The organism is Vibrio thalassae (assembly GCF_900089835.1).
Taxonomy (GTDB): Bacteria; Pseudomonadota; Gammaproteobacteria; order Enterobacterales; family Vibrionaceae; genus Vibrio; species Vibrio thalassae.
In genome coordinates, this window is record NZ_OANU01000192.1 from 43,194 (window position 1) to 56,328 (window position 13,135).

General features: G+C 45.5%; 11 protein-coding genes and 4 tRNA genes. 8 read left to right on the forward strand and 7 right to left on the reverse strand.

Annotation, left to right across the window (positions count from 1 at the left end; genetic code table 11):
* Window positions 1-35: 35 nt before the first annotated feature.
* From glnG to glnA, 4 genes are all read right to left on the reverse strand, one after another.
* A complete protein-coding gene (gene glnG, locus VTH8203_RS24055) occupies window positions 36-1,439 on the reverse strand; it encodes a nitrogen regulation protein NR(I) (protein ID WP_096995836.1) in 1,404 nt (467 codons plus the stop codon).
* 50 nt (window positions 1,440-1,489) lie between these two features.
* Window positions 1,490-2,539 (reverse strand): nitrogen regulation protein NR(II), encoded by a 1,050-nt coding sequence (glnL, locus tag VTH8203_RS24060; RefSeq protein WP_096995837.1) that lies wholly within the window; start codon window positions 2,537-2,539, stop codon window positions 1,490-1,492.
* Between the two features lie 144 nt (window positions 2,540-2,683).
* Window positions 2,684-3,202 carry a DUF4124 domain-containing protein gene (locus VTH8203_RS24065; protein WP_096995838.1) on the reverse strand — a complete coding sequence of 173 codons (519 nt, stop codon included), beginning with the start codon at window positions 3,200-3,202 and terminating at the stop codon, window positions 2,684-2,686.
* A 116-nt stretch (window positions 3,203-3,318) separates the two neighbouring features.
* Window positions 3,319-4,728, reverse strand: coding sequence for a glutamate--ammonia ligase (gene glnA / locus VTH8203_RS24070; protein WP_096995839.1), 1,410 nt, complete (start codon window positions 4,726-4,728; stop codon window positions 3,319-3,321).
* A 510-nt stretch (window positions 4,729-5,238) separates the two neighbouring features.
* Between glnA and typA the strand changes: the two genes are divergently transcribed.
* Window positions 5,239-7,071 (forward strand): translational GTPase TypA, encoded by a 1,833-nt coding sequence (gene typA, locus VTH8203_RS24075; RefSeq protein WP_096995840.1) that lies wholly within the window; start codon window positions 5,239-5,241, stop codon window positions 7,069-7,071.
* Window positions 7,072-7,147: 76 nt separating this feature from the next.
* Here typA and pssA read toward each other — a convergent pair whose 3' ends face one another.
* Both pssA and VTH8203_RS24085 read right to left on the reverse strand, forming a co-directional pair.
* Complete coding sequence (gene pssA, locus VTH8203_RS24080; RefSeq protein ID WP_096995845.1) at window positions 7,148-8,488, reverse strand: CDP-diacylglycerol--serine O-phosphatidyltransferase; 1,341 nt, start codon at window positions 8,486-8,488, stop codon at window positions 7,148-7,150.
* 91 nt (window positions 8,489-8,579) lie between these two features.
* Complete coding sequence (locus VTH8203_RS24085; protein WP_096995846.1) at window positions 8,580-9,011, reverse strand: GNAT family N-acetyltransferase; 432 nt, start codon at window positions 9,009-9,011, stop codon at window positions 8,580-8,582.
* A gap of 59 nt (window positions 9,012-9,070) precedes the next feature.
* Here VTH8203_RS24085 and murB point away from each other — a divergent pair, with 59 nt between their 5' ends.
* Complete coding sequence (murB, locus tag VTH8203_RS24090; protein WP_096995841.1) at window positions 9,071-10,105, forward strand: UDP-N-acetylmuramate dehydrogenase; 1,035 nt, start codon at window positions 9,071-9,073, stop codon at window positions 10,103-10,105.
* Window positions 10,102-11,061 (forward strand): bifunctional biotin--[acetyl-CoA-carboxylase] ligase/biotin operon repressor BirA, encoded by a 960-nt coding sequence (gene birA / locus VTH8203_RS24095; RefSeq protein ID WP_096995842.1) that lies wholly within the window; start codon window positions 10,102-10,104, stop codon window positions 11,059-11,061. The genes murB and birA overlap by 4 nt, the downstream gene beginning before the upstream one ends.
* Window positions 11,062-11,157: 96 nt before the next feature.
* Here the strand turns inward: birA and coaA are convergent, their stop codons facing one another.
* Complete coding sequence (coaA, locus tag VTH8203_RS24100; protein WP_096995843.1) at window positions 11,158-12,081, reverse strand: type I pantothenate kinase; 924 nt, start codon at window positions 12,079-12,081, stop codon at window positions 11,158-11,160.
* A gap of 212 nt (window positions 12,082-12,293) precedes the next feature.
* Here coaA and VTH8203_RS24105 point away from each other — a divergent pair.
* From VTH8203_RS24105 to VTH8203_RS24125, 5 genes are all read left to right on the forward strand, one after another.
* Window positions 12,294-12,369 (forward strand) — tRNA-Thr (locus tag VTH8203_RS24105).
* A 48-nt stretch (window positions 12,370-12,417) separates the two neighbouring features.
* A tRNA-Tyr gene (locus VTH8203_RS24110) sits at window positions 12,418-12,502 on the forward strand.
* Between the two features lie 35 nt (window positions 12,503-12,537).
* A tRNA-Gly gene (locus VTH8203_RS24115) sits at window positions 12,538-12,612 on the forward strand.
* 13 nt (window positions 12,613-12,625) lie between these two features.
* Window positions 12,626-12,701: transfer RNA gene (locus VTH8203_RS24120), tRNA-Thr, on the forward strand.
* A 137-nt stretch (window positions 12,702-12,838) separates the two neighbouring features.
* A partial coding sequence (locus VTH8203_RS24125) for a GTP-binding protein (protein ID WP_244181149.1) occupies window positions 12,839-13,135 on the forward strand: 297 nt, incomplete at its 3' end.

Consider the following 13,135-nt stretch of genomic DNA (forward strand, 5'->3'; position numbering starts at 1 on the left):
GCTTATATTGGCGATGCATAGAGCAATCAAGCGTATTAGTAGAGTTCTTTGAGTTTTCTTGTGAGGGTGTTGCGTCCCCATCCCAAGACTTTGGCCGCATCTTGTTTATGCCCATTGGTGTGGTTAAGCGCCGCCTCTAATAAGATTCGTTCAAATTCTGGTTGAGCATGATTGAGAATTTCAGTTTCTCCGGATGCCAGTGCCTGTTGAGCCCACGAAGATAGCAAAGATTGCCAGTCGCCTGAGTTGATATCGGAGACACGTCGGGGCTCTTCCAGCAGTTCTGGCGGTAAATCACTCGGCAGAATATCGCTACCACTTGCCATCACGGTTAGCCAGCGACAAGTGTTCTCTAGCTGACGCACATTGCCTGGCCAATCGAGTTTATTCAGAATATCGACGGTATCTGGGTTAAGAGATTTGGTTTCAACCCCAAGTTCCTCTGCCGCTAATGATAAGAAATGCAGTGTCAGCTTTTCTATGTCTTGTCTACGCTCTCGAAGCGATGGTATGTGAATACGAATCACATTAAGACGATGGAACAGATCCTCACGAAACTCACCTTCGGCGACCAGCTTTTCTAGATTTTGGTGAGTCGCTGCGACGATTCGCACATCCACTTTGACGGCTGAGTGTCCTCCCACGCGATAGAACTGACCGTCCGCTAAAACGCGTAATAGTCGAGTTTGAATATCGAGTGGCATGTCACCAATCTCATCTAAGAAGAGCGTGCCGCCGTTGGCTTGTTCAAAACGCCCTTGACGAACACTGTTCGCCCCGGTGAACGCGCCTTTCTCGTGGCCGAATAGTTCTGATTCGATAAGATCTTTGGGAATGGCCGCCATATTCAGCGCAATGAAAGGTTTACTCGAACGAGGGCTATGACGATGTAACGCGTGCGCAACCAGTTCTTTGCCGGTTCCTGACTCGCCATTAATCAACACGGAAATGGATGAGCGAGATAAACGACCGATGGCTCTAAATACTTCTTGCATAGCAGGCGCTTCCCCAATGATTTCGGGGGCATCAGCGGTAATCACTTCGTCCTGAGCAAGAACACTTTTTTGCTCCAAACTATGGGTAATAGCACGCTCAACTAATGTCAGTGTTTCATCGATGTCAAAAGGCTTAGGTAAATATTCAAACGCCCCTTTTTGATAAGCGTTGACTGCCGCATCAAGATCGGAATGTGCCGTCATGATGATAACGGGCAGATCGGGTGCACTTTCTTGTACCCGATTAAGCAGCTCAATACCATCAATACCAGGCATGCGAATATCAGACACCAATACATCTGGAGTTTCCCGTTCAAGTGCCATTAATACACTTTCCGCGTCAGCAAATGTTTCGCATTTAATATTTGCTGATGACAGGGTTTTGTCCATAACCCATCGTATTGAGCTGTCGTCGTCGACGACCCAAACATATCCTTTACTCATAGCCAAACTTCCTTACAGCAAGCCAAATCCAGTCTTTTTAGTTTATGAGACTAAATCGGCAGATAAATAGTAAATATGGTGCGACCAGGCCAACTTTCTACATCTATTTTTCCATTATGTTGGTCGATCAAATTTTGCGAAATGGACAGCCCAAGACCAGTTCCGCCCTCTCTGCCACTTACCATGGGGTAGAACAGCGTATCTTGGAGTTCGGCAGGAATGCCGGGGCCATTGTCAATAATCTCTATCCGAGCAGCGAGCTTATGGCGCTGTCCGTGAATATTGGCTTGATGCACAGTGCGCGTGCGAAAAGTGATCTGTCCATTATCTTGTTGTTTTAATATTTGCGCGGCATTACTGGTAATGTTCAATAACGCTTGTTCTATTTGGTCGGTATCCATCAAGATCGGCGGTAGACTAGGGTCATAGTCTCGCTCTATGGTCAGGCTGATTCCTGCATCAAGCTCTACCAACTGACGTACCTTTTCTAAAATGAGGTGCAGATTTTCTTCTTTTTTCGTTCCAGGACGTTGTGGTCCAAGAAGCCTATCGACCAGCGCTCTTAATCGGTCTGCTTGTTCAATGATGATATTGGTGTACTCATTAAGTGAGGGGTCAGGCAACATCTTTGATAAAAGTTGTGCCGCACCTCGCAGGCCCCCAAGCGGGTTCTTTATCTCATGAGCGAGGCCTCTTACCAACAACTTTGCCGCTTGTTGCTGGGCATGCTGGTTGAGCTCCTGTGTCAGCCTTTTTTGCTGACCAATCTTACGCATTTCCACCAAAAGCATCAGTTCCTTATTCCAAGATAAGGGGCTAACAGTCACCTCTAACAACAGAGGTTTGCCATCAACAACTAAAGTGACATCGCTATCGGTTATACTTTGGCCACTTTGTAGAGGCTGAGTAAGTAAAGCCAAGTCTAGAGAAGCGTGTTGAATAAACTGAGAAAGGTGGCAATTAAGTAGTCTCTTGGAACTTTGCGAGAACAATTGTTCTGCGGCAGGGTTAGCGTATTTAACTGTTAATCCCTCATTGAGCATCAAGGTGGCCGTTACCACATTATTGAGTATTGCACTGGTGAGTTCACAGTTTGCCACACGCTATCCTTAATCGATTTTTACATTGCATTGCTTCATGATGGTGCGCTGCACGCAATGTCTTTTACTTTTGCACTAAAATGGTGCGTTGATAATTCTAATTATGGCGCAATTTTCTATAGAGTAAAAGCGTAAACGCTGCAGCTAGGGGTATTGCACCGATGCACGATGTAAATGTACTGTTATCGTATTGGACGATGCAATAACCTTGCCGTTTTGTTGCGCTTGAATCGTTAGGGTATGCGTTCCTCTGTCAATGGCGGTTAATGACCAATGAGGAGAAGTTTTCGGCGCCCCATAGACTCTGCCATCAAGAAGTAGCTGCAGCTTGGCTGAGACGTGAAGTTTGCCATCTATGTACCCAACAACATCGAAATTACCAGCGTTGCTGCGAATGGTGGCATCGTGAGTGGGAGTGCGGATACTCACTTTTAGCCTCATAGGCTTGGGTGTTGGCGTTTCTGAGAAAGAATTTGTTGCTGGGGAAACTTCATTGTTGGGGTAATGGGAGGGAGGCTCAGGCAACACAATTAAAGAAGATTTAGGGTTAGTAGGATGATCACTGAAGTGCTGTACACCTTTTTCATCGACCCAGGTGTAGATCTCTATACTCCAAGATAGGGGACTTAGGATACATAGTATCAATATCAGAGCAGATTTCATGCTGGCGGAACCTTGCTTTACTTAAGAGTCCTGATGGTAATGCTGTAACAAATAACACGGATATAAAAAAGGCCCGCCTGCGAGGCGAGCCTAATAATTAGTTGTAAGCCTTTGAATTATACTGAGTAGTATAGTTCGAACTCAAGTGGGTGAGTTGTCATGTTTACTTTCTCTACGTCTTGAGACTTAAGATCGATGTAAGAATCGATAAAGTCGTCAGAGAATACACCACCAGTCGTTAGGAACTCACGGTCAGCATCTAGGCACTCTAGCGCTTCTTTTAGTGAGTAAGCCACTGTTGGGATCTCTGCAGCTTCCTCAGCTGGTAGATCGTACAGGTCTTTGTCCATTGCTTCACCTGGGTGGATCTTATTCTTGATGCCGTCAAGGCCAGCCATAAGCATTGCAGCAAAGCATAGGTATGGGTTTGCTGAAGGGTCACCGAAACGTAGCTCGATACGACGTGCTTTCGGGCTTGGTACTACTGGGATACGGATAGAAGCGCTGCGGTTACGTGCGGAGTAAGCAAGCATAACTGGTGCTTCGAAGCCTGGTACAAGACGCTTGTACGAGTTAGTTGATGCGTTAGCAAATGCGTTGATTGCTTTAGCGTGCTTGATAACACCACCGATGTAGTAAAGCGCCATTTCAGATAGACCGCCGTACTTGTCGCCAGCGAATAGGTTAACACCGTCTTTCGCTAGAGATTGGTGTACATGCATGCCAGAACCATTGTCACCTACTAGTGGTTTAGGCATGAATGTCGCTGTTTTACCAAAGGCGTGAGCAACGTTGTGTACCACGTATTTGTAAACTTGGATTTCGTCCGCTTTCGCTGTTAGCGTGTTGAAACGAGTAGCGATTTCGTTCTGACCCGCAGTCGCTACTTCGTGGTGGTGAGCTTCAACAACTTGACCCATTTCTTCTAGAACTAGACACATTGCAGAGCGGATGTCTTGAGAAGAGTCAACTGGAGCTACTGGGAAGTAACCACCTTTAACGCCTGGACGGTGACCTTTGTTACCACCTTCGAAGTCAGTGCCTGTGTTCCAAGCCGCTTCTACGTCATCAATCTTGAAGAATGAACCAGACATGTCTGTTGCAAATTTAACATCGTCAAATAGGAAGAATTCTGGCTCAGGACCAACAAGTACAGTGTCTGCAATGCCTGTAGAGCGCAGGTAGTCTTCTGCGCGCTTAGCGATTGAACGTGGGTCACGGTCGTAGCCTTGCATTGTTGCAGGCTCAAGGATGTCACAACGAATGTTCAGAGTTGCATCTTCAGTGAATGGGTCTAGAACTGCGCTTGCCGCGTCAGGCATCATTACCATGTCTGATTCGTTGATGCCTTTCCAGCCAGCAACTGATGAACCGTCGAACATTTTGCCTTCTTCAAAAAAGTCTGCATCTACTTGGTGTGCAGGGATAGAAACGTGCTGCTCTTTACCCTTAGTGTCTGTAAAGCGTAGATCTACGAATTTAACTTCGTTCTCTTGGATCAGCGATAGAACATTTTCTACTGACATCTTGGAAAACCTCCAGTGTTATTAAAGCGGTTAAGTACTCGATTAGTGTTAATCGGCATTGATTAACGTCTGCTTATTGAAGTGCGTTAATCGATGCTGGTTTTACTAAAGCTAAAACCGTGCCAAAAAATAAATCCATTATTTTTCATTGCTTTAAAAAGGCGCTCATCATAATGGAGCAAGATAATGCACCAAAATGATCATCGAGAGCACAATTATGGTGCAATGTTGGGTTTCTGCACCAAGTTGAATCAATGATGCAATACATTCAGCATGGTTTTTGAATCGGTGTCAACTGCAATCCTACGATGAGCCGATCGGCTGCGCTAAAATAGTGAATTTGGCGCTAGCTCCCGTTATTTACGGCGAAACTAGCTTAAACCGACTATGTTTAAGCAAGATTTCAACGAAGAAGATCACAACTCTCGTAATTTCTGGTATATTGCGGGCGTTTTTTTAATCGAGTCAGCGGCTATCGTGCGGCGACTCTTGACTGAGTGAAAGAAATCTATGTCAACTCCACAGATTGATAAGTTAAGAAACATTGCGATTATCGCGCACGTTGACCACGGTAAAACTACCCTTGTTGACAAGCTACTTCAGCAATCCGGTACTCTAGAGTCTCGCGGTGAAACTGAAGAGCGAGTTATGGACTCGAATGATATCGAAAAGGAACGTGGTATCACGATCCTTGCTAAAAACACAGCGATCAACTGGAATGATCACCGCATCAACATCGTAGATACTCCGGGACACGCGGACTTCGGTGGTGAAGTTGAGCGTATTATGTCGATGGTAGACTCTGTACTGCTGATCGTTGACGCTGTAGATGGTCCGATGCCGCAAACTCGTTTTGTAACGCAAAAAGCATTTGCACATGGCCTTAAGCCTATTGTTGTTATCAACAAAATCGACCGCCCAGGTGCTCGCCCTGATTGGGTTATGGACCAAGTGTTTGACTTGTTCGATAACCTAGGTGCTTCTGATGAGCAGTTAGACTTCCAAGTAGTTTATGCATCGGCGCTAAATGGCTGGGCAACGTTGGAAGAAGGTGAAGAAGGCGAGAACATGGAACCATTGTTCCAAGCTATCGTTGATAACGTTGAAGCGCCTCAGGTTGACCCAGAAGGTGCACTGCAAATGCAGATCTCTCAGCTTGATTACAGCTCTTACGTAGGTGTTATCGGTGTTGGTCGTGTAACTCGTGGTACGGTTAGACCGAACCAACAAGTTACGGTTATCGGTGCTGATGGTAAGACTCGTAACGGTAAGGTTGGTACGGTTCTAGGTTACCTAGGTCTTGAACGTCACGAGGTTCAACAAGCGACGGCAGGTGACATTATTGCTATCACTGGTCTTGGTGAGCTGAAAATCTCTGACACTATTTGTGCGCAGGGTGAAGTAGAAGCATTGCCAGCGTTGTCTGTTGATGAGCCAACAGTAACCATGACGTTCCAAGTAAACACGTCTCCATTCGCGGGTAAAGAAGGTAAGTTCGTAACGTCACGTAACATCCTTGAGCGTCTAGAGAAAGAATTGGTACACAACGTAGCACTACGTGTTGAGCAACTAGATGACCCAGATAAATTCCGTGTCTCTGGTCGTGGTGAGCTGCACCTATCTATCCTTATCGAAAACATGCGTCGTGAAGGTTTTGAACTAGCGGTTTCTCGCCCTGAAGTTATCATCAAAGTAGAAGATGGTCAGAAGCAAGAACCATACGAAACGGTAACGATCGATGTTATGGAAGAGCACCAAGGTAACATCATGGAAGCGATTGGTCTGCGTAAGGGTGAGCTAACTGATATGGCTCCAGATGGCAAAGGCCGTATTCGTATGGACTTTATGATGCCATCTCGTGGTTTGATTGGCTTCCAAACTGAATTTATGACGCTAACGTCAGGTTCTGGTCTTCTGTACCACACATTTGATCATTACGGCCCATTCAAGGGCGGTGAAATCGGTCAACGTGTAAACGGTGTATTGATTTCTAACGGTGCAGGTAAAGCACTGACTAACGCAATCTTCAACCTACAAGAGCGCGGTCGTATGTTCATCGGTCACGGTGTTGAGGTTTATGAAGGCATGGTTATCGGTATCCACAGCCGTGACAACGATCTAACGGTTAACCCGCTTAAAGGTAAGCAGCTAACCAACGTTCGTGCATCTGGTACTGATGATGCTCAGGTTCTTACGCCGCCAATCATCATGACTTTAGAGCAGGCGCTTGAGTTCATCGATGACGACGAGCTAGTAGAAGTAACACCTGAAAGTATCCGTATCCGTAAGAAGTTCCTGTCGGAGAGTGATCGTAAACGCGCAAGCCGCGAAGCGAAATCGTAAGATTTACTTGATGCAATAAAACCAGCCAATCGGCTGGTTTTTTGTTTTTGGGAGAGGAGTAAAAAAGAGTCAGGCCTTATAGCAATTGCTTTAATACTCTATCGGCTTGCACTCGAGTGATTTTCTTCAGCAAGCGCTGCACGGGTTCAGGGTAGGTCTCTACTTTTTCGAGTTGCTTATAGGTACAGATGAGCTGCGTATGCTCCAGAATATTTTCTACCTCAGCTTCAAACTTATTAACGAGGTGTGAATAGTGATCCTGAATGAGAATTGCATTTTCTAAATCAAGGCTCCACGCTCGTGGGTTGAGGTTATTACCAGTAATCAGCATGTAGCGTTTATCAACCCAAATTCCTTTGAGGTGAAAACTATTATCGTCATGTTTCCATAGACGAATGCACAAATTACGACTGGCAATATGAGCCTCATTCGCTTTAGCAAAACGACGTAAATTCATTTCGTAGAGGTAAGGCAAACCACCAATGGTTTTGAATTTCTCTTCTGGGGGAATATAGAAGTCATTTGCGGTTTTATCACCGACCACGATTTTTACCTTCACACCACGTCTCAATGCTCGTTTGATCTCTTTAGCGACCGATTTAGGGAAGTTAAAGTAAGGCGTACAAATGAAAATCTCATCTTTGGCGCTGGCTAATAGCTGATTGATGGTTTGATTAAGCTTATTACGACGCTTACCAATTCCCACAATAGGCGTCACAGAAACTTGAGAGTCATCGCTCGGCTGTGAGTGAAACTGATAACGCGCCTGAGACAGCGAGCCGCGCAGTTGGCGGATTTCCACTTTAATGTCTTTAGTTGTTGGCTTCTTTGGTAACGAAAGGTCGTTGACTGCTGGGTTGGCAATCAGCTTATCGGCGACAAACTGAGCCATACTGTTCGCCAATTCTAAGTTTTTCAGAGCGTGGTAGCGGTCAAAACGATAGCGGTCGTTATAGTTCAAGTAGATGTTGTTAAGGCTAGCACCGCTGTAAATTACTTTATCATCAATGATAAAGCCTTTAAGGTGCAGAACGCCAAACACTTCTCTGCCACGTACCGGAATGCCGTATACAGGCACACCATGTTCGTGTTGTTGTCTAAACTCACGATACATAACCGCATTACCGTCAGACTTGTCTGCGCCGATTAGACCACGCTGGGCTCGGTGCCAATCAACACAAACAGCAATATCGAGAGAAGGATTTTTTTGCTTTGCTTGATAAAGTTCAGTCAGGATTTGGCGTCCAGCGTCATCATCTTCTAAATACAAAGCAACTAGGTAGATTCTTGATTGTGCTTCACGTATCGCTTGAATTAAGTATTCGCGATAATCTTTGGCGGAAAGCAGCACATCCAGTGCGTTGGGATCCTGCGCGATCGAGGGAAGCTGTTCAAAAGAGTTCCTAAGAGCCATCATATGAGGGACTGTACCTTTGGTCATTGCAAAATTGCGAACCTAGAATTTTACCAAACTCTGGCCCTAAATGGGTAGTAAACCGTTGATAAGTTTAACGGGGATCAATGTATCGCATTGCTGCCAGTGCTTTTCCGCTTTGAATATAGCGAGAAAACAGTTGTTTAAGTGAATTTGGTAGTGCTTCTTGACTGATGACTTCAAATCCATGCTGCCCATAAAATGCCTGTAAATGTTGCAACGCAAAGCAATAATCATTGTTCGTTAGCTCGTTTTGTTGCAACTGCGTCATGAAATAATGGCCGATTCCTTGTTGGCGAGAGTCCGGTAGGACCAGCATCCCCGTCATCAAGCGATACTGTTCGATCGTGCGAAAGCGCACTAAAGCACAGAGGCTGTTGTTTTGACTAAGGGTGAGAATTCGCTCGTCACTCTTTGGTTTGCCAGCAGGGTAGTGTGCTTTATAGAGTTTTTTGGCGATCGGCAGCTTAATGGGGTCTAGCAGACCGAATTTTAACGTATCCATAGCCAATGCTTGTCTCAAAAGGATAGAATAGCGGCAGTGTAAGCCATCAATGAATGCCCATGCAAACTGAAAACAATGCCCAACTTCGTCCATTCCATACCTTCGGTATTTCACAGCAATGTCAGGTGTTGGTAGAAGCTGAATCTATCGACGACTTAAAAGCGATTTATCAAAACCCGGACTGGCAAACCCTACCAAAGCTCATGCTTGGTAAGGGGAGTAATATGTTGTTTACCAAACCTTACCAAGGAGTGGTGGTGGTTAACCGTCTGCGTGGTATTTCGTATTCGAGTACGGATACCGAACACCTATTGCATGTATCTGGCGGGGAAGATTGGCCAAGTTTAGTCGCGTGGTGCATTGAGCAAGGTTACGCTGGTATTGAAAACCTAGCGTTAATACCTGGCTGTGCCGGAAGCGCGCCGATCCAGAATATCGGTGCCTATGGGCTCGAGCTCCAACAGATTTGTGACTACGTTGAATACCTATGCTTAGAGAGTTTTACTGTTAAACGACTATCTAGTGAGCAGTGTCGTTTTGGTTATCGGGATTCTATTTTTAAACATGAGCTAAAAGAGCAGGCGATCGTCACGGCTATTGGGCTAAAACTGAATAAGAGCTGGCAACCAATATTAAGCTATGGTCCGTTGCAGTCTCTGCACATCGAGAGCACCACCCCCAAAGAAGTCTTTGACGTGATAGTGAGTGTTCGAAAAGAAAAATTGCCTGATCCCGCTATTACCGGTAATGCTGGAAGTTTCTTTAAAAATCCTATTGTCAGTATGGAACAATACGATGTTCTCAAGGTGCAATTCCCAGATCTTGTAGCGTATCCCTCTGGAAATGATATGAAGTTGGCGGCAGGCTGGCTTATCGATCAGTGTGGCTTAAAGGGACACACGATTGGTGGTGCGATGGTGCATCCTAAGCAGGCACTCGTGTTAGTGAATGCTAATGACGCGAAAGCAGAAGATATTCTTGCGCTAGCGGCTTATGTTAGAAACAGAGTACTAACGACATTCAATGTAGAGCTTGAACATGAAGTTCGATTTATGGATGCTAAACAAGAAGTATATTTGAAGGACTTGTTATGAAAGAGCATCATGTGAAACTTGCCATTTTGACTCAGCTTTCCCAAGGAGGATTTCACTCAGGCGAAATGTTGGGTGAACAGCTTGGTATTTCTCGTGCTGCCGTGAGTAAACACATTAAAGGCATTCGTGACTGGGGTGTCGATATCTTCCGAGTTCAAGGAAAAGGCTATCAACTGGCGACACCGATGGAGCTCTTATCCAGAGAACATCTGTCTCAACACTTATCGACGCCTTTTGAGTTGATTCCAATTATTGATTCGACCAACCAATATTTGCTCGATAGACAACATAACTTGGAATCCGGAGCCGTTTGCGTTTCTGAATACCAATCGAAAGGCCGGGGCCGTCGCGGCCGACAGTGGGTGTCACCATTTGGAAGCAACCTTTACCTATCGATGTACTGGAAGTTAGAGGCTGGCATGGCGGCAGCGATGGGGCTCAGTCTGGTGATTGGTGTAGCGATAGTCGAAGCATTGGAACAGCTTGGGATTGACGGTGTAAAACTTAAATGGCCGAACGATCTGTATTTTAACGATAAGAAGTTAGCCGGAATTTTGGTGGAGATGTCGGGCCAAGCTGGAGGTGCAGCAAACCTAGTCATGGGCATGGGGATGAACCTTAATATGAGTGAGCAAGTGGAAGGCATCGATCAGCCTTGGACCTCACTTAATGACGTCGCTAACCAGCCATTTAGCCGCAATGATTTGGTGATTGCTTTTATTCACGCATGGCAAAGTGCATTGGAAGATTACGAAATGTGTGGTCTACATGGCTTTGTTGAGCGTTGGAACCGTCACGATAACTTTTTAAATCGAGAAGTCCGTTTGGTGATGGGTAATCGAGATATTCAAGGGGTGGTGCGCGGTATCGACGCAACGGGTGCGGTGTTACTGGAAACGGAAGCGGGCATTCAACCATTCATCGGTGGTGAGATTTCTCTGCGCAAATTGAATTGATGCTACTCAACGTAGCATTATCTCTGCAGCCAATACACCCAATGATGCCATCCCTGCGTAGGCAGGGATCTTGTGCACAACCCACGTCAAAAACGCTTATTTTCTCAAATAAACCGTCTCAACATTATGATTTTGACCTTTCTGTAAAATCAGCTGAGCGCGCTCTTTAGTTGGCAGGATATTTTGCACTAAGTTGATACCATTGATCGAAGCCCAGATGTTCTTCGCTTTGTTTCTGGCTTCTTCTTCGTTTAATTGAGTGTAATGACTGAAGTAGGAGCCCGGCTTGGTAAAGGCACCCTGACGAAATTTCATAAAGCGCTGCACATACCAGTTTTCAATGCGTTCACTGTCAGCATCGACATATAAAGAGAAATCAAGAAAGTCAGAAATAAACACGCGATGGGGATCGTGAGGATAATCCATGCCACTTTGCAGAACGTTTAGGCCTTCAATAATCAATACATCAGGTAGATCAACGACTTTTTCTCTCTCGGTGATGTCATAGGTTAAGTGCGAATAGACAGGCGCAACCACGTTGCGTTTGCATGCCTTAACGTCAGACACAAATTGAACTAACCGACGCATATCGTACGATTCTGGAAATCCTTTTTTCGCCATTAATCCTTTTTCAAGCAGAACTTTATTAGGATATAAGAAACCATCGGTAGTGATCAGTTCGACTTTAGGATGATTCTCCCAACGGCTGAGCAGAGCTTTTAGCAAACGTGCGGTGGTACTTTTTCCGACAGCAACACTGCCTGCAATACCAATGATAAATGGCGGTGTATGGTCATCTTGACCGAGGAATTCTTGCAGGACCGAGTTGCGACTTTGCCGAGCCGCGACGTAGAGATTTAATAGACGCGTCAGTGGTAAGTAGACATCTGTGGCTTCCTGCATGGTCAGATTTTCATTGATACCCTGAAGCTCCTTCAGATCATCTTCTGTTAATGTCATAGGGACAGCGTTGCGAAGTGCAGACCACTGCTCGCGACTAAATGACATAAAAGGGCTCATAATTCACCTAACTTAAGGTTTCCATACACGTAGAGTGCTGAACATACCTGAAGCAAGGGATAAATCAAATATTTCATGCGATACAGCGTGCGTAATTCCCCGAAATATGTACAAAAAGCCATCAAAAAGAAAGAATGTGCGAAAAAACGGTTTTTTTTTTGATTTAACGGTTGCATCAGCAAGATTCATTCAATAGAATGCGCTCCACTTATGCCGACTTAGCTCAGTAGGTAGAGCAACTGACTTGTAATCAGTAGGTCACCAGTTCGATTCCGGTAGTCGGCACCACTTTCACTTTGCTTAGGGCAATGACGACGAAAGTGGCAAGTAAAATTTGGGGGGGTTCCCGAGTGGCCAAAGGGAGCAGACTGTAAATCTGCCGGCACTGCCTTCGATGGTTCGAATCCGTCCCCCCCCACCATATTCTTTAGGGAATAGCTCTCAGAGTTACGTGTTGCGGGCATCGTATAATGGCTATTACCTCAGCCTTCCAAGCTGATGATGCGGGTTCGATTCCCGCTGCCCGCTCCAACTCATTTAGAGTGCTGATATAGCTCAGGTGGTAGAGCGCATCCTTGGTAAGGATGAGGTCGGCAGTTCGAGTCTGCCTATCAGCACCAGCTCTCAAAGCAATTATTCCCTTTTGATACTTTCTTTTGGCTAAACTATGTTTGAAGCTGAAAGAAGTTTTATTACCAAGATTTTTTGGTTGCGTGGTCTTCAAAGCCACCTAAATCCGTACCTAGAGGGACAACTCATGTCTAAAGAAAAATTTGAACGTACGAAACCGCACGTAAACGTTGGTACTATCGGCCACGTTGACCACGGTAAAACTACTCTAACAGCAGCTATCTGTACAACACTTGCTAAAGTTTACGGCGGTTCTGCTCGTGACTTCGCATCTATCGATAACGCTCCAGAAGAGCGTGAGCGCGGTATCACAATCGCAACTTCTCACGTTGAGTACGATACTCCAAGCCGCCACTACGCACACGTAGACTGCCCAGGACACGCTGACTATGTTAAAAACATGATCACTGGTGCTGCGCAAATG